Origin of the sequence: Buttiauxella cochleicola (assembly GCF_021283185.1) — a bacterium.
GTDB classification, from domain to species: Bacteria; Pseudomonadota; Gammaproteobacteria; order Enterobacterales; family Enterobacteriaceae; genus Buttiauxella; species Buttiauxella massiliensis.
Genome location: NZ_JAJSOS010000001.1, coordinates 598,749 through 622,968 on the forward strand (window position 1 = coordinate 598,749; position 24,220 = coordinate 622,968).

Sequence of the window (24,220 nt, forward strand, 5' to 3'; positions counted from 1 at the left end):
TTAGAAGTCCGCCAAAGGTTGCCATCATACCAGCAAGCTAGTACGTGGAATAGAATTACATCGGTATTAAGCGCTTTTTGAACGACCGGCGACAAGCAGCCATTTTTCCAGTTCATTGGCAAACATCTGGCGGTCGCGCTGATTAAGACTATCAGGCCCACCAGTTTGCACCCCACTGGCTCTTAATGTATCCATAAAATCGCGCATCGTCAGGCGCTCACGAATGGTAGCAGGTGTGTAAAGCTCACCGCGAGGATTAAGAGCAATCGCCCCCTTTTCCAGCACATCCGCTGCGAGCGGTATGTCAGCCGTGACCACTAAGTCACCTTTTTCACAACGGCGCACAATTTCGTTGTCAGCCACATCAAACCCCGTCGCTACTTGCAGGGTACGAATAAAGCGTGAAGGTGGGGTTTTCAGCCCCTGATTGGCTACCAGAGTTACCACAATTTGCGCGCGCTCAGCCGCACGAAACAGCACTTCTTTTATGACTTTTGGACACGCATCGGCATCCACCCAAATTTGCATGACGACTCCTGATTGTCTGTGGGAATGGGGCGATCTTGCCGTGCTTTACCGTCAATCGCCAACTTTATCTTTGCTTGCTGTTCCGCCTGGACGTAGCGTGAGCGCCTGAAAGCACGGTAAGCTATGCTCATCACACAACTCAAAAGATGGAGTGAGACTTTGGATAAGAAAATTGGATTTATTGGTTGCGGCAACATGGGAAAAGCCATCCTGGGTGGCCTGATAGCCAGTGGACAGGTACTTCCAGGTAATATCTGGGTCTACACACCGTCGCCCGATAAAGTGGAAGCATTACGCGACCAGTACGGTATTAATGCGGCGCAAAGTGCACAAGAAGTGGCGCAGATCGCCGATATCGTCTTCGGTGCAGTGAAACCCAATGTGATGCTAAAAGTTCTCGGTGAAGTTAATTCCAGCCTGAATAAAGATACCGTGGTGATTTCAATTGCCGCAGGCATTACGCTGGATTCGTTGGCTAAAGCATTAGGCCATGACCGCAAAATTATCCGCGCAATGCCTAACACACCAGCATTAGTGAATGCAGGTATGACCTCGATTACGCCAAACGCCCTGGTTACTTCAGAAGATATTGCCGATGCGGTGAATATTTTCCGCAGCTTCGGGCTTGCCGAAGTCGTCTCTGAAAACATGATCCACCCGGTCGTTGGTGTCAGTGGTTCAGCACCGGCTTATGTCTTTATGTTTATCGAAGCTATGGCTGATGCCGCAGTACTAGGTGGAATGCCGCGCAAGCAAGCGTATCAGTTTGCAGCACAGGCAGTGATGGGTTCAGCCAAAATGGTATTGGAAACAGGCCAGCATCCTGGTGAGTTGAAAGATATGGTGTGTTCACCGGGCGGTACAACGATTGAAGCGGTAAAAGTTCTGGAAGAAAAAGGGTTCAGAGCCGCAGTGATGGAAGCCGTAGTGAAATGTATGGCGAAATCCGAGCACTTAGGTAAATCATAATTTTTTCTGCCCTCTCCTGTAATTGGAGGGGGTTTTAAGCCGCAATATCGGCGACCTCAGTGCGGCTACGACCCAGGTTTTTGGCTTTATATAGCGCCACATCGGCCGCTTTTAGCCATTCACGATAATTAACCATACTTTTATCAAATTCCGCCACTCCTACGCTGATGCGCAGCGAAATACGCGGTGCATGAGGTATGCGAAACTCTTCAAGATATTCCCGTACTCGTGCCATCGCCTGTATTGCGCTTTCTTGAGCCGTGCCGGACATAATTACGCCAAACTCATCCCCACCAAAGCGCCCGATAACATCGGTAATACGCAGAGTCAGTTGCAGATGCTCGGTAAGCGCCAGAATAGCCTCATCCCCCACATCGTGCCCGTATGAGTCATTAATTGATTTAAAGTAATCAATATCAATGAGTAACAAAGTGGCACTACGCTGGTAACGCTGGCAATTATCATACTCGCCATGCAGCAGGTGCTCCCAGTGGCGGCGGTTATATACACCCGTCATGCCATCGCGAGTGCTCATATACATTAAACGCCGTTTATGTTCGGAGAGTTTGAGCGCAGTTCGGTAACTGACCAGACCAAAGTAACTCGGGTAAATCAGCAGGAATGGCAGACAAATCCATACCTGTGATGGCATGGTTTGTAGATTGAGCGGCATGTGAAACAAACCCAACGTCAGCAGGCAACTCAGCACAATTACACCCAAGCCACCCAGGAACAATTTCAATCCGCCACAGCCGACGTTATTCATACACAACATTGCGATAATTAGCGCTGATGGTAAAGCGTTCAACCCCATCACCGCAATCCACACGCCACCCATCAAAGAATCGACCATTAAGTTACGGATTTCGGCTCGAGCGGGATCGGATGCACGATCTGCAGTTTGCCATGCGAAGTGTGGCCAGATAAAACTATAGGCGACCAGTAGCAACCACCACCACCCCGACACCGGTTGCATAACGAGCACTGAGGAGACACAGAAAAAACCTGTCGCTAATCCTATGATTCGAGGGATGTAAAGTCGTCGGGCAAATCGTCGCGCCGAGCGATGCCGGTCTTCATCAAGGTACGTTGCGCTCTCCATAAATCCCCCAGGAAGCCATCTTCCAGAACTGTGTTCATCTTTCATGATAATTAGGAACATTCTGAAATATTTGCCGTAATTATAGAAAATTTAACCCGGGGGAAAGTATGATTTTATGAGTGAGTCAGCGAACCGACTCACCCATTTAGGCTATCAGGATTGTTTTTTCAGGCAATTACTCATAAAAGTTTTTCGTGTATCGCCGGATAATGTTTTTTTGCCTGCTTCAGCATTACAGTCTTTCATTTTCTGCTGCTGCGGCGTCAGACTTTTATCTGCTGGCGCTGACTGACTGTTTTTCAGGCAATTGCTCATATACGTTTTACGGGCGTCCCCTTTCAGAGTTTGAGAGGTCGCCTGTTGGTTACACGACGTCATACGTTGCTGCTGCGGCGTCATCGCTTTATCTGCCGCCGCCGCCGACCCCATCACACCCGCCATTAACACCATTATCAATACAGTTTTCATAGCACCATCCTTTTTATTGTGGTGCATTAATTTTGGTCTGTAGTTGGGAAAATGGCGAACCGGCAGGCCGTGTATTGCTCTGTCTATTGCTTAAGCGAAGCGATAAAGCGCAGCAATCGGCACCGGGTTTCAGGTGGATTAAAATGTACCAGGAGAGATAAGATAGCTGGATGCTAATGTACTTTAGTTATTCTAATTAATAATAAGAAAATAAATAATGTGAAACTCCCACAAAAGAAATTAAGAATAGATGAAATCAAGTAGCCAGAGGAGTCAATAATCGCGATAAATATTGTTTAAGCACAGTATTATCATTAGCAGTCACTGAATCATCAGGCTGAGTTTCATTTAAAGCATCTTCAATATTTGTGATTATTGCTAGTCGTTCGCTGCGCTCCATTCTTTCGAGAATGGCGAAAATCACTATTTCCAGGGCTTCTATCTGTGCAACAAACTCTTTTGACTCTTCTTCTTTTTCAGCGAGTTTAGTCAGTAACTCAGAAATAAGGTTTTTCATAGTTCTAACCACCAGGGATTTGAAGCATGACGTTAGCATTATGATTTCAGATTGCCTAGAGGCTGAAGCGAATATTTTTATATGACTTATTAAATATGTGCCGGAGCCCAAAAATATTATCAGGTAACTATTCCGACACTAAAATGAATGACAACTATGGTATAGTAATTTCATGACTGACTATTTTTTAAGCAATCAATAAAAAATAGCTTCAGAATAAATGGGATAAATTATGAGCCAAACTGTTTTCTCTGGGCATCTTGTTGCTTTTTGCGCCGTAACATTACCGCCAGTTGCCAGACATTCAGCAATACAACCAACGCGGTAGCAAGAAATACCCAACGGTAACCCGCCATCGCGGAAACGCCAGCCCCCATGAGCGGCCCAACAACGTTTCCAAGATACATAAATGACTGATTATATCCAAAAATTCTTCCTGTAACCTGGTCACTGGAATACTTAACTAGCAAAGTTTGAACCGCAGGTAGCATCGCACCATCTGCAAAGCCAAGTAAAAAGCGCAATACAGCCAATTGCAGCGGTGATGTTACCCAGGACATAGCAAAAAATAATATTACTGCAAAGATTAGCGTCGCCATTAATACTCTGGCTGTGCCGATTCTGTCTCCTAACTTACCTAATCTGGGAGCAGAAATAAGAGCTGATATACCTGGAACAGCAGCAATAAAACCACTAATGAATGCAATATTATTGCTTTCAGGGGAAAGATGCTTGATGAAAAGGGCGAGTATTGGCCCGACTGAACCATTACAAAGTTGAATGACCATCGTGGTGACGAACAGACTTATCATTAATTTAGGATAAGGTAATGACGCAAACACAGCTTTACCCGATAAACGATCGGCCTTGCTAATATTGGGACGCGCGCCTTCTTTTATCAGAAATAACGTCACTAAAAAACTTACCATCAACAATGCAGCCGTGACGTAGAAAACCATCCGCAACCCAAGAGTATCAGCCATATATCCACCCAAAAGTGGACCAACAATAACACCACTGATTTGTGCGGTGGAAAGTGTACTTAACGCCCAGCCACTGCGTTCTCTTGGAACTTGAGAAGCCACCAGCGCCATCGCGTTTGGAATATAACCGGAGGTTAACCCCATCACAGCGCGTAAAATAAAGAGTTGCCAAACATTAGTGGCAAATGCCTGTAGCAAAATAGCGACCGCCATGCCCAGAGAAGCACGCAGCAGCATTAATTTTCGGCCTTTGCGGTCTGCAAGGCTTCCCCACATCGGAGAAACAATGGCGGACACCAGAAACGTCACGCTAAAGGTCAGACCCGACCACATTGATAACGCTTCGTGAGAAGTCACACCAAGTTGTTCTACATAAAGCGGTAAAAACGGCAGTATTTGGCTAATGGCAAGCCCGGTAAAAAAACAACCGAACCACACCGAGATAATGTTGACCTTCCAGGATTCCATACCGTTTACGCTTTATTAGTGGGATAAAAAGAACAGCAGAATAATGTGAAGTTTATCATACAAATTAATTTTATCGACAAAGCCCATGGCCGCGCATCCCGAGATGGAAATGGTCAGCATGCGCTGCGTTGTATTCTGGTCCGAGGGAGTTGCCAAAAAATGGGCAGCCATTTTCAAACACGGCATGAAGATATTCCCGCCCTTTCCCATTCGCACGCCAACCCTTCAGGACGCTGATTTGTTGCTTGTTGGCAAAACCAAATCCACTGATATCCAGCGCATCCGCCGTGGCATGCTCGCTTAAACGTGCGCCTTCTCGATTGTAAATATTCCGACAGGCGAAACTGCCTAAGTGATTAATGCGTGTGAGTTTGCTGTCAAATTCTGTTTGCGCTAGCGGTGCCGCGCGTTGGTGAACAAACATTGTGCTGCTTACTGCCAATGGGCAACTAGCCAGAAAACTGCTGCTCAGCGTAACACTGCCAAAATCCTGCACGCGTACAGCATCGGTCAGCGGGCAATTGCCAGTGGTATCGGACACCCTACGGAAATTCAGCTGCCCACGGGATTTTGCCTGTTCTAACAGTGCAAGGCAGGCTTGCGGATGATTAGCCAACGCCCGGAGTTTATAGCGCGTGACCAGCGTCGGCGGGTCATCAATGGAAAGTGGGGCAAACGGATTGTACTGCGCGGGCAGCCGCTCATAGAGCCAAAAGCCAGCCGTCGCCACGATGACCATTCCAATCACAATCGTCACTCCTTTTGCCATCCCATCACCTGATATTGTTTACGGAATAATCATTATAGAAGCCGGTCGGTTTTAAGCGGCAGGAAGCACATGAATCCTCGTAATGAGCGTGGTATGTTGTCCGCCTTTGTACTGTTTAAGGATGGATTTGGGCATGGCAAAACTGCGGGTTGGTATCGTGTTTGGGGGCAAGTCAGCTGAGCACGAAGTTTCATTACAGTCGGCGAAAAATATTGTCGACGCCATTGATAAATCAAAGTTTGAAGTCGTGTTACTGGGTATTGATAAACAAGGCCAGTGGCATATCAATGATGCGTCCAACTATCTGTTAAATGCAGAAAACCCGGCATTAATCGCTCTGAATCGCTCAGGGACTAATGTTGCCGTAGTGCCTGGTCAAACAGAAAACCAACTGATTGAATCCTCCTCCGCCGAGTTTTTAGCGCCTGTAGATGTCATTTTCCCGATTGTTCACGGCACGTTGGGCGAAGATGGCTCTTTGCAAGGCATGCTGCGCATGGCTAACTTACCATTCGTTGGCTCGGGTGTGCTGGGTTCCGCCGTAAGCATGGACAAAGATGTCACTAAGCGCCTGTTACGTGACGCTGGTCTGAATGTTGCTCCATTTATTACCCTCACCCGTTCAAACCGAAACAAAACCAGCTTTGCCGAAGTCGAAGCAAAACTTGGCCTGCCGTTGTTCATTAAACCTGCCAACCAGGGTTCATCCGTCGGCGTCAGCAAAATAAACACCGCTGAGCAATATGAAACGGCAGTCACTTTAGCCTTCGAGTTTGACCATAAAGTTGTGGTGGAAACCGGCATTAAAGGCCGTGAGATTGAATGTGCTGTGTTAGGTAACGATGAGCCACAAGCGAGTACCTGTGGTGAAGTGGTGGTAAGCAGTGATTTCTACTCTTACGACACTAAGTACATCGATGATAAAGGCGCGCAAGTTGTTGTTCCTGCATCTATCCCGGCAGATATTAACGACAAAATCCGTGAGATTGCAGTACGTGCTTATCAGACCCTGGCATGCAGCGGAATGGCGCGAGTTGACGTATTCCTGACAGCTGATAATGAAGTCATTATCAATGAGATCAACACACTGCCAGGTTTTACTAATATCAGCATGTATCCAAAACTGTGGCAGGCAAGCGGTTTAGATTATCAGACACTGATTACACGTTTAATTGAACTGGCTCTTGAGCGCCATCTACAAGATTGCGCTCTGAAGAGTTCGATTACGGCCTAAGCCTTACTCTTTCGCCGTCTCCGTATCCTCGGGTTCTGGACGACGGCGAATAATAAACCCAGCCAGCCAGAAACAAATTACCCAAGTCACAAGCCCAACAGCATAATTTTGCCAGCCTTCGGTTTTAAACCCCAGCAAGCCAATCACACCATTAAAAATAAAGATCAAACCAATCGCTACAGCGTAATAGTGCCAGTCACGGCGCATTTTTAAAGAGAGTGTTTTCGCAGACATGGTGCAATCCGTCAGGGCAAAAAGAGGACTTATTGTGGCATAGGGAGAAACGAGAATCCGCACGTTAATGCGGGCTAAACAGAATATTGTTACGCAAATTCCATTTAAGTTACAAATATGTGATCTCAAACATACATTCACAAACCAGGAGCATTCCGCCCGTTAAATTACCAACAATCTGATATTGACAACCCATATGACCTGCCAAACTCAACGCAATTGAAGTAGCAGGCCGCAGCCTGAATCGTTTTACTGTTGCATGGGAGGTCGTGATGGCTGATATGAGTTTGTCGAAACAGGTTGTTCCTGTAATAACCACGATTTCAACAACGAAAGCAGAGGGATCTACCCGGAGTAATCTGGCTTACGCTGTGTTCATTTTGTTCTGCTTTTGGGTCGGTACGCAGATACTGAGTTTGATGGTTCACTCTCCTGGAGTACTTGAACATCTCGCGCAGGGTAATGATGCGTCACGTCCGCACATTGAAATGGGATTTGCAGTAAGCACTGTATTTGGACTGGTGCCATTCCTCGCAGGATGTACGGTCATCGGTTTGATTAGCCTTGCGCTAAAATTCTACCAACGCCACCATTTTTAAAGGTGTCTTATTCAAAGCAGAGCCGAAAACTTCGTTCGTAGGGCGGGTAAGCAAAGCATCACTCACTTAGCCGCCCTGGCAGTCTGACTTACAATTTCATACACGCTGCACGCCGCTCATCAACCCGCTTTGCAAACCATGCTGTCGTCAAATTACGCGTAATTTTCGGACTCTCAAGCGTAATACCCGGCAACATTTCACGCGGCAATTTCTTGCCCGCTTTTTTCTCTGCTATCGCATAAACCTGCTGGTATAACTCCGTTTTTTCGAAGTCGATGCTGTCACCTTTTTGCAAAGCACGATGAATCTGGCTTTCGCCCATGTCGAGTTTTCCAGCCAGTTTCCTGACCGCCAGTTCAGTGCTGCCTGCTTTGTCGGTGTTATACAAAATTAAGTCGCCATCCAGCTCCAGTTTCACACCGGTTGCCTTACTGACCGCACTCTGGAATGCCGCATTACGACTGGCGTACCAGCCCGCATTGAAGTCGGCAAAACGATATAGCGGCTGAGTATAATTTGCCGGGTAATTCAGCAAATGATAGGTACCGAACCATAATCCACCACGCCGAGTGAACACTTCCTGGCGCACTGTGCCTTCCATCTTCCACGGGTAACCTGAAGTGTGTTGCTCAGCAAAAGCGATGCTAACTTGCATTGGCCCGCCAGTGTGTACCGGGTTCAGATTGCCGAAAAGTTTCTGCCCCATTGGTACCATGTCGATAAAATCATCAAAGATCGCACTCAGCTGCCCTTCGGTTTTCACATTATCCAGGCGCTCGCTGTAGCTCTTCCCATTTGGCGATTTAATTAATAACGCGGTGTGGACCAGAAAAACCGGGATATGCATTTTTTCAGCGCGACGGTCGATCTCCTTCCAGGCAATTTTGTTTAGATTTGGCACCGCCGGGTCAGCAACCAAATTGGATTCCTGCTGCGCCACCGCCAACACCGAACAGATATTCTCTTCACTTGGGGCAATATTCTGGCTCTTAAACGTGGTTGCCAAATCCTTAGCCCAACTGTTGCGGTCTTTCACGCTGGCAGGGATTTTTTGCTTCACTACACTTTCAACATCAACAGGTTTTTTGGTTTCCGAAACAGAGGGCGTGCTTTTAGTGGCACACCCAGCCAGGACAAAAATAGCACCGAGGCTGAGGGCAAAAAGCCCATGCTGTCTGCTTAAAGTGACTGTGGTCATAACGTTCCGTTGTAATTGTTTTCTAAGGCAGGATGAAACAATAGCAGTTCTGCAATCTGCCGTTTATCAGAGATTGACTGATAAATGCTAAGGGCCATCGGCTCGCTGACATAAAGTGCGATCTTCTTGACATAAACTTGACACTTGACTGCCTGGTCAGTAATTTCACGTGTAATTACTGACCAGGCAAATATCATGAAAAACAATCCGGGTATTATCGACAACAAATTTCATCTCGGTTTGCTTATCCACCTTGCGAACCAGTTTAAAGACCAGCTTATCAGCCAGTATTTCTCTGGTATGGATATTACCGCCGCGCAATTTAAGGTGCTGATTAATATTTATAAAGGTGTCACAAGCCCGGTCGAAATCAGCAAAACTCTAGTGATGGATGCTGGCGCAATGAGCCGCATGGTTGATCGTATGGTCAAACGCGAACTGATCGTTCGCTCCCCAAATCCACACGATAAGCGCCAGGTGATTCTGGCTCTGACCGATAAAGGCCAGATAATTTGCGACCATTTTCAAAATGAAGCGCTCGCCTCGATCATCGGCGATCTCACCGCACGCCTGACGCAGGATGAATCGGAACAATTGGTAGCATTGATTACCAAAATGTTGCCCGACGACATTACTGCGCCACATCGATAACAGCGAATAAAGGCCAAATAATGGAAACCACTCCAGAAGTCCACGTTCAGCGTTCCAGTAAGCGCAAACGTAATTTTATTATTCTTATCCTGATTCTTGTGCTGGCAGCCGCGGGTTGTCTGGCTTGGTATTTGTTATATGCCCGTTATTACGAGTCAACTGACGACGCCTATGTGAATGGCAACCAGGTCACGTTAACGCCGCAGATTGCAGGCACGGTGACGCAGGTGAGCGTTGACGAAGGTGATTACGTGCAAAAAGGCCAGCCGCTGGTGCTGCTTGATCCGAGTGATACCGAAATCGCGCTTCAGCAAGCGGAGGCCAATCTGGCGAATACCGTTCGCCAGGTTCGCGGGTTGTACAGCACTGCGGATAATTACCGTGCACAAGTCGCAGCGAAAAAAGTCGCCCTGCAAACGGCGCAAAACGATTACGCTCGCCGCCAGAAAATCTTCTCAACCGGCGCTATAGCGGCTGAAGATCTTTCCCATTACCGCGACGCTGTGACCAGCGCACAGAGTGATTTGGCCGCCGCACAAGAGGCGTTACGCACCAATACCGCGATGGTGGATGACACCGTTATTGATAGCCATCCAGAGATCAAAAGCGCGGTCGCCACTCTTCGCCAGCGGTACCTTGATAACTCACGTAGCACTATCGTTGCGCCAGTAAGCGGGTTTGTTGCTAAACGCGCCGTGCAGCTCGGGATGCGAGTCACTTCGGGAACCACACTTCTGGCTATCGTGCCGCTTAATGAAGTGTGGGTGGATGCCAACTTTAAAGAGAGCCAGATGAACACCATGCGCCTGGGGCAAAAAGTGACGCTCAACGCCGATCTGTACGGTGATGATGTGGAATACCACGGCACGATTGAAAGCCTCGGGATTGGCACCGGTAGCGCGTTCTCACTGCTGCCTGCCCAGAACGCCAGCGGTAACTGGATCAAGATTGTTCAGCGTTTGCCTGTTCGTATAACACTTGATCCACACGATATGCAGAAGCACCCATTGCGCGTGGGCCTGTCGATGAATGTCCGTGTCGATATTCGTGATGAAGGCGGTCATCTTCTGCCACAGCAAACGGTTAGCGCCCCGCGTTTCACAACGGATGTGTATCAAAACCCGCTGGCTGAAGCGGACAAACTGGTGGCTAAAATCCTTCATGACAATAGCAAAACGGTAGCCGCAAGCGCCCGTTAAGAGAGACGTTATGCAAGATAAGGCTGCATTTACGCCTCCCAATATGTGGCTGGCGGTGCTCGCGCTATCGCTGGCTACATTTATGCAGGTGCTGGATTCCACCATCGCCAATGTGGCGTTGCCGACCATCGCCGGTAATCTCGGCGTCAGTGCGGATCAAGGCACGTGGGTTATCACTTCGTTTGCGGTGTGTAACGCTATTGCCCTACCGCTGACCGGCTGGTTTACCCGGCGCTTTGGGCAGCTCAAGCTGTTTATTGGCTCGGTGGTGATGTTCACCCTCACCTCGTTCCTGTGCGGTTTTGCACACAGCATGACCGAGCTGATTTTCTTCCGCGCCCTGCAAGGTTTCTTCGCCGGGCCAATGTTCCCGATGTGCCAGACGCTCCTGCTGGTTATCTTCCCCTCCAGCAAACGCAGTATGGCGCTGGCGCTGTTATCGATGGTGACCGTGGTTGCGCCGATTGTCGGGCCGATTACCGGCGGTTGGATCACCGATAATTACTCGTGGCCGTGGATTTTCTATATCAACGTGCCAATTGGAATTTTCGCCTCGATTGTGGTCTGGACGCAGTTACGTGCTCGCGAAGAAACCACGACACACGCGCCAATTGACTATATCGGCATTGCGTTGTTGGTGCTTGGCGTTGGGCTGCTACAGGTGGTGCTGGATAAGGGCAACGACCTCGACTGGTTCGCCTCGCCGCACATTATTATTATGTCGGTCATTTCGGCTATCTCACTGGTTTCGTTTGTGATGTGGGAACTGGGCGAGCGCCACCCGATTGTGAACCTGCGCCTGTTCAAGGATCGCAACTTTGCGATTGGCACGCTGTCGCTCACATTGGGTTATGCCGCATTCTTTGCCATCAATATTATTTTGCCACAATGGCTGCAAACGCAGATGGGTTATACCGCGATTTGGGCCGGGCTTGCCGCCGCGCCAATGGGGGTGTTACCGCTAATGATGACGCCGATTATCGGGCGCTACGCCAGTAAGTTTGATCTGCGCATTCTGGCTTCGCTGTCGTTCCTGACCATGGGCGCGTCTTGTCTGATTCGCGCGCAGTTCAACACCGACGTGGATTTCCGCACTATCGCCGAAGTGCAGCTGTTTATGGGGATTGGCGTGGCGTTCTTCTTTATGCCGATTACCACCATTGTGCTGTCGAACTTGAACGGTGCGCAAGTGGCTGAAGGTTCAGGCCTGGCGACGTTTTTCCGTGTATTAGGCGGCTCATTTGCCTCTTCACTGACAACGTGGATTTGGTCGCGCCGTGAGGTTTTCCATCACGCCAACCTTACGGAGAGCGTATCCAACTACAACCCGGCGGCGGTGGATTATCTGGATAAAATGGGTGGCGCGACGCAGCAGCATATGGCGTTTATCGATAAAACCATTGAGCAGCAGGCGTACATGATGTCGACCATCGATTATTTCTGGATTTTAGGCTGGGGGTTTATGGCGCTGATTATCGTGATTTGGTTCGCGCGCCCGCCGTTTGTACGTTCGGGCGCACCAAGCGCTCCGTCTGCGGGGCATTAAATCAATCTGGCGGGAATACCCGCCAGATTTCTCTTTTTAGACCGACTCACCTGCCGCTTCTACCGGAATATCCTGCAACGTGCGCTCAAAACTACGCAGACGTTTATAGATAGACATCAGCTCAACAAGCGTAGTCCACGAGCTAATCAAATACTGGAATGAACCACGAACCTGACCAAACACGTTGGTGATTTGCGTCATCAAGCCAAGCGTAATAGTCCCAGCCACAATCGATGGGAACAGCAGGAACAAGCCGAACACATTATCAACCTGCAAGTAGAGAATACGTGCAATGTTGAAGTACATATAATGGAAATAGAGTCGGAAATAGTTTCTGCGCACACCATCAAACAGCTCTTTTACTGTTGGTGGAGAAGCACGAGATGGGTCGTCCTCGCCATAAACCAGCTCTTTACGGTACGCAGCTTCAACACGCTGATTTTTGAACTCAAGCCCTGGCAGTTTAATCCCTACCACAGCCAGCAACCCTGTTCCCAGAAGTGACCAGATAATGGCAGCAATCACCAGACCGTAAGGAATATGCCCAACAATCGGTAAATCTGGAACGTGAGCTGACAGAGTGACTAACACAGGCAGGAAGGCAATTAACGTCATAATCGCGTTAATAAAGCTGACGCCCATATCTTCGAGAGTGGAAGCAAAGCGCATGGTATCTTCCTGCACACGCTGTGCGGCACCTTCGATATGGCGCAGCATCTGCCAGTTCTCCATGTAGTATTCGTTCATTGCGGTACGCCAGCGGAAGACATAGTGGCTGACGAAAAAGTTATTCATCACACCAACGATCACCGCAATCAGTGCAATACCGAGAAATACGCCAACCTCATGATAGAACTGCTCAATGGTCACTTTATGGGGAGAACTGAGCGCAGTCTGGATTAAATCGTAGAATGGGGCATACCACGCATTCACCGCCACCCCGACTTCCACCAGGAACCAGGTCACGAAAATAATCAGCGAGGAGCCGAGAATAGACCAATACTGCCAACGGTGCGGGCTGTAGATAAACCAGAATAGTGCAAACATACCCACGCAAAGAGCGTAATAGGCGTAAAACACTAGATAGCTTATCGACCAGAAACGAGCAGCACTGATTGGCACTTCGCCACTCGCGCCGGTGATATGCTCAAGCCAGTTGCCTCCACCAGCCTGCCAGAAAATAACGGCGATCATTGCCCAGATAAAAGCCGACACGAAAAATGCTGTCGGGCGTGGGAAAAACGATTTAAACATTACAACACTCCTGAAAACACACTCTTATTGTTATAACTTTCCCGGAAAAATAAGGCTCACTGAATGTTGTATCAAGAGATGTAAGGGTTAGTGCAGCTCTACCATTGCTCAAGGATTTCTGCGGTAGATTTTACCCGCAGAGTATTTCCAGGAATCGTAAAGTTACGCCAGACATCGTTGTAATGCTCGATCAACACTTCAGCAAGAGCCGCCGGACGATTTGCTGTGGTATGGGCGTCAAGGGCAACAGTCATGGCATAGCCGCGACTGGCTCCATTTTTAATAGTAGCGTCCACGCAATAATCTGTGGCACAACCGCACACCACAAATTCGTTTATTTTGTGGCGTTGAAGCAGTTCATCAAGTTCCGTGCGATAAAAAGCGTCACAGGCTGTTTTGGTTACATACAGCGCATCGGCTGGCTGTATTAGCTCAGGTAACAAACTAAACGCCGTGCTCCCCTGCTCAAAGCCAGGTTCTGTATGTTGGATGAAAATAACTTTTTCTGCGGCATCGATCAGTTGGTTAATACGAGTCGTGCAGGTTTCACGGTTAAAACGTGGGGTATCAAATACCCCGTTTTGCATATCGATAACCATCAGTACACGTTGGGCAGGCATAATTAAGCTCTCAATGAACAAGGAAGTCATGAGCGTAGCATAAGCCTGGTTTTGCTTTAAACCGTGTAAAGTTTGGGTTGACCGTCAGGCCGGGTTTTAAAACGACGATGCAACCAAAGGTACTGTTCTGGCGCACGCATAATTTCATGCTCAATTTTACGGTTCATATATGCCGCTGCGGCTTGTTCATCATCGAGCGGGTAATCATTCATCTCTGGCCCAATAACCAACTGATAACCTGAGCCATCAGATTTACGGTACAGAACAATTGTAAGAAGCACAGGCTTCGCCAGACGGGCAATAGTGTAAGTCCCGTTGGTGGTTGCTGCCTGCGGTACAGCGAAGAAGGGTGCAAATGAACTGCCTTTTGGGCCGTAATCCTGATCGGGTGCAAACCACACCGCTTCACCGGACTTAAGCGCCTTCACCATGCCTTTCAAGTTACGCCTGTCGATCATGGCTTTATTGGAACGAGAGCGGCCACGGGTCTGCACGAACTCCATCGCTTTATTATTGTGTGGGCGATACATCGCCATCATTGGTCGGCAAAGGCCCATGACGCGGCCACCTAATTCCAGCGACATGAAATGCACGCCAATGGCCAGAACGCCTTTCCCTTTATCACTAGCTGCAGTGATGTGTTCAAGGCCGCTAACATCAAACCATTTCCGAACCCGCGCATCAGACCAAAACCAGGCCATTCCTGTTTCAATCAACCCCATCCCCAACGAGGAGAAATTCTGCTTAACGAGTTCTTCAATTTGCACGTCGCTATAATGCGGGAAGCAAAGTTTGAGATTCTGACGAGCAATAGAAACCCGGCGTTTAAGAAAACGCATTGATGCCCGACCAATTAAGTCGCCCATTTTAAGCAGCACGGGATATGGCAGTTGCACCCAAAGCCACAAGATGGCAAGACCAAACCAGGTCAGCCAATAGCGAGGGTGAAGGAGATCTTTTCGAAATGACGGTTTGCTAGACATTTTCTGCTTCTTTATGCGTAATTGGTGTGTATCGCATAAGGAGTTAAATCATTAGCGGTACAGCGAGGTGCCATAACTAAGACGCGATCGGGCAGTAATAGTTGCAGCACAGTAATCAATGTTCCGCTGATGATACGCATTTTCTGATCAAGCTATGTATAGGAGTTGTCAGTTTTTTTGCTTATTTCCTACAATTACATCAGCAACAGGCGTTATACGCACTTTTAAGCTCAAAAAACAGACAACAAAAGTCTGATTTTGTTCTTTCTAAGGTAAAACGCAACCAATCACTCCCCCATTCCTGATGAATAAATTTTCATCTTTTCACCTGTCGCAAACCGATATTTGTGCCAATACTTATTGGGATTTCCCTACATACTTCAGGAACCTGGCCCTATGAAAAAACTAACATTAGCCTTATTTTCAAGCACTCTTTTGTTCGCATCCGCAGGAGCATTTGCCGAAAACCCAGCTACCAGTACCTCAGGTATGCAGGCTGAGAAAGAACAACTCAATAACCCGGGCCATATTATTGATGACTGCCGTGCAGCTGGAAACGAAAACAAAAAAGGCTGCGAATCAGGGCACGAAATGCGTTCTGAGCACAAAGGCGACGATAAAATGCTTAAAAAAGGCGGCACAACTGACGACGTAACGCAGAAAGACGTACAAAAAACTAACTAATATCAGGTGCACCACGGCGACAAGCAGTGGTGCATTACTGAGCGAAAAACTCGTTGAAATGGCGCGTTACGCTTTTTCTTATCACATTCCTCATTTTCCGCGTTTGCGCAGCGCCATAGAGTAGTATAAATACGATCAATATCGCTTCTCTTCGTTTATGGATTACCTGCGTTGAAAATTCTTCTCCCGCGTCTTGCGGCGCTCGTTATTGCTGCGCTGCCAATTTTGAGCTTTGCACAAACATCTCCCGATCCGGTTTTTGCCTCCGAGATTGCAGACCGTTATGCCAACCATATTTATTACAGCAGCGGAGCTACGGGTATGGCAATGGTAGTGATTGATGGTAATCAGCGCGTTTTCAGAAGCTTTGGTGAAACACGGCCCGGAAATAACGTCCGTCCGCAGCTTGACTCTGTTATCCGCATTGCATCGTTGACCAAGCTGATGACCAGTGAGATGTTGGTAAAAATGTTGGATCAGGGAAAAGTTCAGCTTAATGATCCGTTAAGTAAATATGCCCCGTCGGGAGCCAGGGTCCCAACATACAATGGTAACCCCATCACTCTTGTTAATCTGGCTACGCATACAAGTGCCTTACCCCGTGAACAACCCGGCGGTGCGGCTCATCGAACTGTGTTTACCTGGCCGACACGCGATCAGCGCTGGAACTGGCTTGCCACTGCAAGTTTAAAGAGCTCTCCAGGTACTATCGCCGCTTATTCAAACCTTGCTTTTGACTTGCTGGCTGATGCCCTGTCTCAGGCAGCAGGGAAACCGTATCCCGCACTGTTCGAAGAACAGATAACTCGCCCACTAGGGATGAAGGACACCACGTTCACTCCTTCACCTGACCAGTGCAAACGCCTGATGGTCGCTGAAAAAGGGGCGAGCCCGTGCGATAACACACTTGCGGCAATTGGAAGCGGTGGTGTTTACTCCACGCCTGATGACATGATGCGCTGGATGCAGCAATTCCTGAGCTCTGATTTCCATCGCCGTAATACCCAGGCAGACAGAATGCAGACGCTTATCTATCAACGTACTCAACTGACTAAAGTGATCGGCATGGATGTCCCAGGAAAAGCAGATGCTTTAGGGCTTGGCTGGGTATATATGGCGCCTAAAAATGGCCGACCAGGTATTGTGCAGAAAACTGGTGGTGGTGGTGGCTTCATCACTTATATGGCAATGGTCCCGGAAAGCAATGTCGGCGTTTTTGTCGTTGTCACTCGCTCATCATTAACTCGTTTCGTGAATATGAGTAATGGTGTGAATGATTTAGTTTCAGAATTAAGTGGGTTTACCCCACAGACTAGCCCCGCCTCTTAAGTGGTAAAGCAGGTCGGTATGCCGACCTGCTTATTTTTTAATAACTAGTCGGTAAACGATTGACTGATTTAAGCTTACCTTTGTCCATCTCAATATAATTACCTTTGCGTAAAGCAGATAAAATTTCCGCAATAACTGAGCGTGATATTTTAGTTCTTTTTTGTACAAACGTTATGACACCTGTACGCTCACGTAATTCAGGACTCCATGAATCCATAATGAGCAAGGTCGCTCGAATTTGAGAATACTTTGATGCACCAATGAAACGAGCATCACGACTCTCAAGACTATGTAATAGGAAGGTGGTCCAGTGACAAACCTGTTGCCACAGTTTATTTCTTTCGATGATTTCTAATGCAAGGCTTACGGGAATAGTAAATCCCTGACAATCAGTTTGAGTAATTACTCGGTATTTAAATTGAGAAGGTTTCAATATATTTGCCAGGCCAATACATGTTGGCGCCGATATAAGATCCATCAAAAGTCCATCAACTTCTCGATGTAGTACAATCGTTCCCTCACTAAAGAACAAAATAAGTTGCTCGTTATCTTCATTGAACATCCCTAATTCACTGTCTGCAGGCAAATTGAACCTCTTGCCTGCGTCCACCAACCTGCTGCGAATAGCTTCGAGCTGGGTTAATGGTTTCATATGCATAATCGATATTCCTTTATCTTAAGAGCCACAAGAAAATGCCTGTCTCTATTCGAGACAGGCATTTATTACTGTTAATATATTCATATTAGATATGGTTCAGATTATCGTTTGAACCACGTCATTCATTATATTATTACCAGATGTACTTAACACCAACATTTGCTGACCAATCCTGATCAACATCGCCACCACCGAGATAGTTAGTGTCAGCATAAGCTGCGAAGTTTTTGGTAAAGCTGAACTGGCTACCCAGACCTACACGTACAGCTGAACCTTCAACACCATTGTCGATGTCATCACCGTTGACATTAGCACTGTTGCCGTTTGAATCATCATAGACGTACGCCAGTTTGAAGTAAGGAGTCAGAGCTTGATCACCGTAGTTGAAGGTGTATCCCGCATCCATACCCAACTCATAACGCATGCTGTCATATGACTGGCTACCCACTTTCATATTATTACTAAGTTGATAGTTGTCGCCATCCTGGAACAAGCCAGAGATAGAAGCATATGGAGTCAGGTAACCTTGCTGATTAATCTGCCAGTCATAGCCGAGTTTCATACCGAAGCCCCAGGCATCAGAAGAAATATCGCCATCAACCGCAGATCCGTTACTCATGCGTGCAGTCAAATCGTTGCTGTAGTGGCTATAGCTCAACGTTGAATCCAGGAAAATATTGTTCTGGAAACGAGCTGAAGAGTAGATACGAGCAGATTGGCTGTCTTGATCGACATTACCGCTGTTATCGCTGATGCTGCCTTTCGCAAAGCCTGCTGCTGCACCGATAGTCCATTTAGCCGAGTTGCCGTCGATCTGCTTATCCAAACCAACCATGATGCCATTTACGTCTTGATCGTAGTTCAGCGTGCCGTTATCGCCAGAGAAGCCACCGCCGATATAAGTAACCCAGGCACCACCAGTATCACCATTTGGAGTATGGCGACCATTCGCCAGACGAGTCGCCAGAGCGTCTTGTTCCAAATTCCAGGTATTAGTGTTAGCTGAAGGGATGCTTAACGCCATATTAGCGTAATCAGTCAAACGATCCTGCTTCAGAACTACAGTGTTACCTTTCTGCTCAGCTTGGTAGGTGTAGGCACCCAAGTCAGCTTTATTAGCAGCAGAGAAGGTTGCAGTGCTGTTCTTGTCGTTAACATAGACCAGCTCGTTACCTTTATAGTCAGCAACAGAACCTGTACCAGTCGCGTTGTCGATACGCACTTTATAGTTACCGGTAGCAGCAGCTACGACGTCACCTGCGTTATCAACTTCGTTTTGGCCTGCTTCTGTGTGATTTGTGTCATAAGCGTCGCCATTGCCATTAATGGTCAGGTGACCATCAGAGTTCATAGCGACAACACCATAGCCATAGTTAGACTTAGAAGTATCGTTCGTACGGTCATTGCTCAGATCAGCATCAAGCACATAACGGTTACTATGAATGTCGAACGTACCTGCATGGATGTTGCCTGCACTATCAGTTGTGCTGGTTACATTCAGTACATCAGTACGGAACGAACTAACATTAGACTGATCAGTTTTCACATCAAACAGACCATTGTTGGTCACAGTGATTGTGTTTGCATACAAAGCAGCATCAGCAGCAGTCCAGCCTGCAGACACATCACTAGCGAGAGATACTGTACTATTATTGATAGTCAGAGAATCTGTTGCAACATGACCATCTTCACCGATATTCAGAGAAGAACCGCCGGTCAAAGCAATTGAGTCAGAAACCAAGGAAGAATCTACAACATTTACCCGAGAACCGCTGTTGATGCTCAATGTATCAATCAGAGATGCTTTAGTCGTATCCCATTCTGAACGCCCATTCAACGTAACGTTGAACAGACCGCTCTGATAAACTTCGTTACCAGCAACGTGACCTTCATTGTATGCAGTATCAGAGTTATCGATACCGAAAGTTGATGATGGCCATAGGCTATTAGCAGTGATATCGATCAGTGTTGCAGTTGCATCGGTACCTGATGCGGAACTGTCGTAAATACCATCACCATCAGTATCCACCTGATGAACAGACATTGCTGCACCGACCCATTTGCTACCATTATTTAGGGTAACATCCATACGGTCGGTACCATCCCAGCCGTTAGTATCAACACTTGCATCTGTATCGCGATAAGAATCAGCACCATTCGGGAAGAAGTTCTCATCAAAGTTACTTGAGAAGAGAACATCACCCATCAGCGTGGAATTGCTGAGGTTAACAGTTGTCTGCATGGCATTGTCAGCATTCGGGTTGGCAATTGCAGAGATCGCAATATCATCACGAGTAACAGTGTTGCTATAATCACTTGCATTCTTGGTATTACCAAACCAACCAGATGTACCTTCATCTGTCCATGAACCTGAAGTCACGGTAGAATCGGCCACAGTAATGGTATTATTGAACACCTCACCGCTATTTACGCCAGTACTAACAGTGTTGTCATCAATATCTTCCCACTCATAACCCTGAGTCAGCGTAATACCCGCAACGTGTGAGTTATTTTTAATGGATAGATCAACTTCCTGATCCAGAGTGATGGCTGTACCTTTATTGTATACATTTATAATATGCGTATCTGCTGCATCATTATACGTACCGTTATAGGTATAGTGTTCGTAGTTGTCATCAATCGTTGAATTATCAACTGTCAGCGTCAGACGGTCGTAAACATAACCAGTAGTGCGGTCAACACACTCAGTTGTCATACAATCAGAAGTTATCATACCGTGAATGGTACTATTTGCGATTGTCAGACTGTTGTTATTGGTGTTGGTAGAAATACCATCATCAAGGTAATATGTGGAAATAACACCATTTACGGTAGATTTATTGATTACTGGGTAAATATTTCCATTGTAAACACTGTCAGTACCATAGTTATTCCAGCCCACATACCCCTGATAGTAAACACCGTCAGCGAAAGTAGAATCATTATAGTGAACGTATGTATTGTATGTCGTACCTGAGATATCTTTACTTGCAGCATGTGCCTGAGAAGCAATTGCCAAAGTGCAGGCTAATGCAAGTTGTGATACAACGAGTTTCTTTTTCCAAGAGTGCATTTATCATCCCTCCTCAGGGACTAGAACTTATGTTGGTCCATCAATAGTCAATGCAATAAGCGGTTATCACTAATAGATGTAATGATGTTAGCGGAAAGATTATTATGCCCCGATAGCGAATGGTTCAATTAATTTATTTAGTAAGTACGAAAAAAGACAAATATCACAAAGATGCCGCAAGCACTTATGACCAATAATTACCTATATATTAACGACATGCAAAAATATAAAAGCAAATCATATATAAAATGTATCAATCACCTTTATTAATATATTATTTAAATGAAGTGAATTAACATTAAGTTAGTGTGATATGTAATATAGACAACATGTAAATAACTGATGGTTTTTATACGCAGAAGTACAGAATTGAACAGTAGAGATATTGATTCATTTCAAAATCAAATGTGCTAGATGCATTTAATTTAAGAAAGTGATAGGTAATACATATAAGCTTATAATTTCCAGATTTATATGTATTACCTTTGATTCACTTATGCGCGAATGGTATCGTCGCCGAATCCGATCCATTTATAAGTCGTCAGTGCTTCAAGACCCATTGGACCACGTGCGTGAAGTTTTTGTGTACTTACGGCCACTTCAGCACCTAAACCAAACTGGGCGCCGTCGGTGAAACGCGTTGAAGCATTCACGTAAACAGCTGAAGAATCGACTTCATTCACAAAGCGATTCGCGTGGCTTAACGTACGCGTCAGAATTGCATCTGAGTGCTGTGTGCCGTGCTGCCGAATGTGATCGATAGCGTCATCAATATCAGCGACAACTTTCACATTCAGATGCAATGACAACCATTCATCGTCGTAATCTTCTGCTTTCACTGGCAGCACTTCTGCCGGCCCGTTTTGCAAAAGTAGCAACGATTTTTCATCCGCATGTAACGTAACGCCAGACTCTGCCATTTGCTTACTTAAAGCCGGTAGGAAAGTTTCGACAATTTCCTGATGCACCAGCAAAGTTTCCACCGTATTACAGGTGCTTGGGCGTTGTGTTTTCGCATTTACGATGATTTTCAACGCAGGAGTAAACTCCGCACTTTCATCGACAAAAATATGACAAACACCGATACCACCCGTTATCACCGGAATGGTGGATTGCTCACGGCAAAGTTTATGCAGACCAGCACCACCGCGCGGAATTAACATATCTACGTAGCGATCCATGCGCAGTAACTCGCCCACCAAGGCGCGATCCGGGCTTTCAATCGCCTGAACGGCCGCCGCTGGTAAACCGCACTCCATTAGAGCTTGCTGAATAACTTTTACTGTCGCGGCGTTTGTACGCCATGTTTCTTTACCACCACGTAGAATCGCTGCATTACCAGTTTTTAGACACAATGAGGCTACATCAACCGTTACGTTAGGGCGGGCCTCATAAATTACCCCTACGACACCTAATGGAACACGGCGACGTTCGAGACGCAGGCCGCTATCAAGCAAGCCCCCATCTATTACCTGACCAACAGGATCGGCCAAATTGCAAACCTGGCGAACATCATCGGCGATGCTTTTCAGACGTGAAGGTGTAAGTTGTAGGCGATCGAGCATCGCTTCACTCAAACCATTGGCTTTTGCTTCAGCTAAATCCTGCTCGTTGGCCGTTAAAATACCTTCAGCTTGTTCTTCCAGATAATCTGCAATTCGTTCCAGCGCACGATTTTTTTCGCGACTGGAGAGCAGGGCCATCTGATAAGAAGCCGCTTTAGCGGCTTTGCCCATTTGTTCCAGCATTGCCTGCTCCTTAATTAACAATCATATCGTCACGATGAACCGCTACTGGGCCGTATTCGTAGCCAAGGATTTCACCGATTTTTTGAGAGTGATGGCCCGCAATACGACGTAAAGCATCGCTGTTATAGCGGCAGACCCCATGGGCAATATCACGCCCTTCGAGGCTACGAATGCGAATAACTTCTCCACGAGAGAAGTTGCCTGTCACATTTTTGATACCCTTGGGCAGTAAAGAACTACCACGTTCAAGGATCGCGGCCAGCGCGCCATCATCAACTGTAATTTCACCGGCTGGCGGTGCGCCAAATATCCAACGCTTACGATTTTCTAACGGGGACAGCTGCGCATGGAAACGTGTTCCGACAGGAGTCCCTGCCATCACATCACCAATAACGCCAGGTTTGCTTCCTGCCGCAATCACAACATCTATTCCAGCACGGCAGGCAACATCAGCAGCTTGTAATTTAGTGCCCATACCACCGGTCCCAAGCCCGGAAACACTATCACCGGCGATGGCGCGCAGCGCATCATCAATGCCATGGACTTCTTTAATTAATTCAGCGGCTGGATTATTACGCGGATCAGCAGTGAATAACCCTTGTTGATCTGTCAGCAGGAGCAACTTATCGGCACCCGCAAGAATAGCGGCCAGTGCAGAAAGGTTATCGTTATCGCCAACTTTAATTTCTGCCGTCGCAACAGCATCGTTTTCATTGATTATAGGTACGATATTGTTGTCCAGCAGCGCTCGCAGGGTATCTCGCGCATTCAGGAAACGTTCGCGATCTTCCATATCGGCACGCGTGAGCAGCATCTGCCCAACATGAATGCCATAGATAGAAAATAGCTGTTCCCAGAGTTGGATCAACCTGCTTTGCCCAACAGCGGCCAGTAATTGTTTCGACGCAATAGTTGCGGGGAGTTCGGGGTAGCCCAAATGCTCACGTCCTGCGGCAATCGCCCCAGACGTCACAATAACGATACGGTGCCCGGAGGCATGAAGTTGTGCACATTGGCGCACCAGCTCAACAATATGAGCCCGATTCAGGCGGCGTGAGCCACCGGTTAATACGCTCGTGCCTAGTTTTACCACCAGCGTCTGGCTGTCACTCATGATTCTCTGCCGTGTTAGCGAAATTGGAAATTTAAAATGCCAAATGACGTTGTAACAGGAGTCGCGATGAATGCCAACTGCCCCGGCACGGAAAACGGTTAACTTCGCGTAAACGATCGATAACCGTAACGGCAAATTTTGACAATTTCATGACAAATATAAATTATTACGTTTATTTAAACTTTCTCTTACTATGTCATAAAACTTTCATCTCAAGGCGATAAAACTCTCTGCGTTTTTTAACGGGATATTTCCCGATTAAATTTTAGCGCGCATACATCATTGGGATGAG

Annotated in this window: 23 protein-coding genes; 8 read left to right on the forward strand and 15 right to left on the reverse strand. The window is 47.1% G+C overall.

The window, feature by feature from the left end; translation table 11 throughout:
* Positions 1-66 precede the first annotated feature (66 nt).
* The gene (locus tag LVQ76_RS02650; protein ID WP_064553011.1) at positions 67-528 is read right to left on the reverse strand and encodes a YaiI/YqxD family protein; all 462 of its coding nucleotides are present in this window, start codon (positions 526-528) and stop codon (positions 67-69) included.
* Between the two features lie 159 nt (positions 529-687).
* Between LVQ76_RS02650 and proC the strand changes: the two genes are divergently transcribed.
* Positions 688-1,497 (forward strand): pyrroline-5-carboxylate reductase, encoded by an 810-nt coding sequence (proC, locus tag LVQ76_RS02655; RefSeq protein ID WP_232904190.1) that lies wholly within the window; start codon positions 688-690, stop codon positions 1,495-1,497.
* 34 nt (positions 1,498-1,531) lie between these two features.
* Here the strand turns inward: proC and adrA are convergent, their stop codons facing one another.
* The 5 genes from adrA to LVQ76_RS02680 form a co-directional block, all read right to left on the reverse strand.
* Positions 1,532-2,659 (reverse strand): diguanylate cyclase AdrA, encoded by a 1,128-nt coding sequence (gene adrA, locus LVQ76_RS02660; protein WP_370640052.1) that lies wholly within the window; start codon positions 2,657-2,659, stop codon positions 1,532-1,534.
* A gap of 93 nt (positions 2,660-2,752) precedes the next feature.
* Entirely contained in the window at positions 2,753-3,067 is a 315-nt protein-coding gene (locus LVQ76_RS02665) for a PsiF family protein (RefSeq protein ID WP_232864073.1), read from the reverse strand.
* Between the two features lie 256 nt (positions 3,068-3,323).
* The gene (gene iraP, locus LVQ76_RS02670) at positions 3,324-3,584 is read right to left on the reverse strand and encodes an anti-adapter protein IraP (protein ID WP_232920891.1); all 261 of its coding nucleotides are present in this window, start codon (positions 3,582-3,584) and stop codon (positions 3,324-3,326) included.
* Positions 3,585-3,814: 230 nt separating this feature from the next.
* Positions 3,815-5,035, reverse strand: coding sequence for a multidrug efflux MFS transporter (locus LVQ76_RS02675; protein WP_151995565.1), 1,221 nt, complete (start codon positions 5,033-5,035; stop codon positions 3,815-3,817).
* Positions 5,036-5,105: 70 nt separating this feature from the next.
* Entirely contained in the window at positions 5,106-5,804 is a 699-nt protein-coding gene (locus LVQ76_RS02680) for an extensin-like domain-containing protein (RefSeq protein ID WP_232864071.1), read from the reverse strand.
* Positions 5,805-5,937: 133 nt separating this feature from the next.
* Here LVQ76_RS02680 and ddlA point away from each other — a divergent pair, with 133 nt between their 5' ends.
* Positions 5,938-7,038 (forward strand): D-alanine--D-alanine ligase, encoded by a 1,101-nt coding sequence (gene ddlA / locus LVQ76_RS02685; RefSeq protein ID WP_232920892.1) that lies wholly within the window; start codon positions 5,938-5,940, stop codon positions 7,036-7,038.
* A gap of 3 nt (positions 7,039-7,041) precedes the next feature.
* Here ddlA and LVQ76_RS02690 read toward each other — a convergent pair whose 3' ends face one another.
* Complete coding sequence (locus LVQ76_RS02690; RefSeq protein ID WP_232920893.1) at positions 7,042-7,272, reverse strand: DUF2754 family protein; 231 nt, start codon at positions 7,270-7,272, stop codon at positions 7,042-7,044.
* A 272-nt stretch (positions 7,273-7,544) separates the two neighbouring features.
* On the opposite strand from LVQ76_RS02690, the gene LVQ76_RS02695 reads away from it, so the two are divergent.
* Positions 7,545-7,871 (forward strand): DUF2755 family protein, encoded by a 327-nt coding sequence (locus LVQ76_RS02695; RefSeq protein ID WP_370639828.1) that lies wholly within the window; start codon positions 7,545-7,547, stop codon positions 7,869-7,871.
* An 88-nt stretch (positions 7,872-7,959) separates the two neighbouring features.
* Here the strand turns inward: LVQ76_RS02695 and LVQ76_RS02700 are convergent, their stop codons facing one another.
* Complete coding sequence (locus tag LVQ76_RS02700; RefSeq protein WP_232864069.1) at positions 7,960-9,069, reverse strand: DUF1615 domain-containing protein; 1,110 nt, start codon at positions 9,067-9,069, stop codon at positions 7,960-7,962.
* A 195-nt stretch (positions 9,070-9,264) separates the two neighbouring features.
* Between LVQ76_RS02700 and LVQ76_RS02705 the strand changes: the two genes are divergently transcribed.
* The 3 genes from LVQ76_RS02705 to LVQ76_RS02715 are packed head-to-tail and all read left to right on the forward strand — an operon-like array spanning position 9,265 to position 12,465.
* Positions 9,265-9,720 (forward strand): MarR family transcriptional regulator, encoded by a 456-nt coding sequence (locus tag LVQ76_RS02705; RefSeq protein WP_232864068.1) that lies wholly within the window; start codon positions 9,265-9,267, stop codon positions 9,718-9,720.
* Positions 9,721-9,740: 20 nt separating this feature from the next.
* On the forward strand, positions 9,741-10,919 hold the full coding sequence (locus LVQ76_RS02710; protein ID WP_232864067.1) for an HlyD family secretion protein: 1,179 nt from the start codon (positions 9,741-9,743) through the stop codon (positions 10,917-10,919).
* A 10-nt stretch (positions 10,920-10,929) separates the two neighbouring features.
* Positions 10,930-12,465, forward strand: a complete 1,536-nt coding sequence (locus tag LVQ76_RS02715; RefSeq protein ID WP_232864066.1) for a DHA2 family efflux MFS transporter permease subunit — start codon at positions 10,930-10,932, stop codon at positions 12,463-12,465.
* Between the two features lie 36 nt (positions 12,466-12,501).
* On the opposite strand, the gene sbmA is transcribed toward LVQ76_RS02715, so the two are convergent.
* From sbmA to lpxP, 3 genes are all read right to left on the reverse strand, one after another.
* Positions 12,502-13,719, reverse strand: coding sequence for a peptide antibiotic transporter SbmA (gene sbmA, locus LVQ76_RS02720; RefSeq protein WP_232920894.1), 1,218 nt, complete (start codon positions 13,717-13,719; stop codon positions 12,502-12,504).
* Positions 13,720-13,817: 98 nt separating this feature from the next.
* Positions 13,818-14,339, reverse strand: coding sequence for an isochorismatase family protein (locus tag LVQ76_RS02725; RefSeq protein ID WP_151995573.1), 522 nt, complete (start codon positions 14,337-14,339; stop codon positions 13,818-13,820).
* A gap of 56 nt (positions 14,340-14,395) precedes the next feature.
* The gene (gene lpxP / locus LVQ76_RS02730) at positions 14,396-15,322 is read right to left on the reverse strand and encodes a kdo(2)-lipid IV(A) palmitoleoyltransferase (RefSeq protein ID WP_232864064.1); all 927 of its coding nucleotides are present in this window, start codon (positions 15,320-15,322) and stop codon (positions 14,396-14,398) included.
* A 396-nt stretch (positions 15,323-15,718) separates the two neighbouring features.
* Between lpxP and LVQ76_RS02735 the strand changes: the two genes are divergently transcribed.
* Positions 15,719-16,006: a hypothetical protein gene (locus LVQ76_RS02735; protein ID WP_232864063.1), complete on the forward strand. Its 288-nt coding sequence runs from the start codon at positions 15,719-15,721 to the stop codon at positions 16,004-16,006.
* A 177-nt stretch (positions 16,007-16,183) separates the two neighbouring features.
* Complete coding sequence (ampH, locus tag LVQ76_RS02740) at positions 16,184-17,335, forward strand: D-alanyl-D-alanine-carboxypeptidase/endopeptidase AmpH (protein WP_370640057.1); 1,152 nt, start codon at positions 16,184-16,186, stop codon at positions 17,333-17,335.
* Between the two features lie 37 nt (positions 17,336-17,372).
* On the opposite strand, the gene LVQ76_RS02745 is transcribed toward ampH, so the two are convergent.
* The 4 genes from LVQ76_RS02745 to proB all read right to left on the reverse strand — a co-directional run bounded on the left by LVQ76_RS02745 (position 17,373) and on the right by proB (position 23,928).
* Positions 17,373-17,993, reverse strand: coding sequence for a helix-turn-helix domain-containing protein (locus LVQ76_RS02745; RefSeq protein WP_232864062.1), 621 nt, complete (start codon positions 17,991-17,993; stop codon positions 17,373-17,375).
* A gap of 133 nt (positions 17,994-18,126) precedes the next feature.
* Entirely contained in the window at positions 18,127-21,066 is a 2,940-nt protein-coding gene (gene ehaB / locus LVQ76_RS02750; RefSeq protein ID WP_232864061.1) for an autotransporter adhesin EhaB, read from the reverse strand.
* Between the two features lie 494 nt (positions 21,067-21,560).
* Complete coding sequence (proA, locus tag LVQ76_RS02755; RefSeq protein WP_232864060.1) at positions 21,561-22,814, reverse strand: glutamate-5-semialdehyde dehydrogenase; 1,254 nt, start codon at positions 22,812-22,814, stop codon at positions 21,561-21,563.
* 10 nt (positions 22,815-22,824) lie between these two features.
* Positions 22,825-23,928, reverse strand: coding sequence for a glutamate 5-kinase (gene proB / locus LVQ76_RS02760; protein ID WP_232920895.1), 1,104 nt, complete (start codon positions 23,926-23,928; stop codon positions 22,825-22,827).
* Positions 23,929-24,220 lie beyond the last annotated feature (292 nt).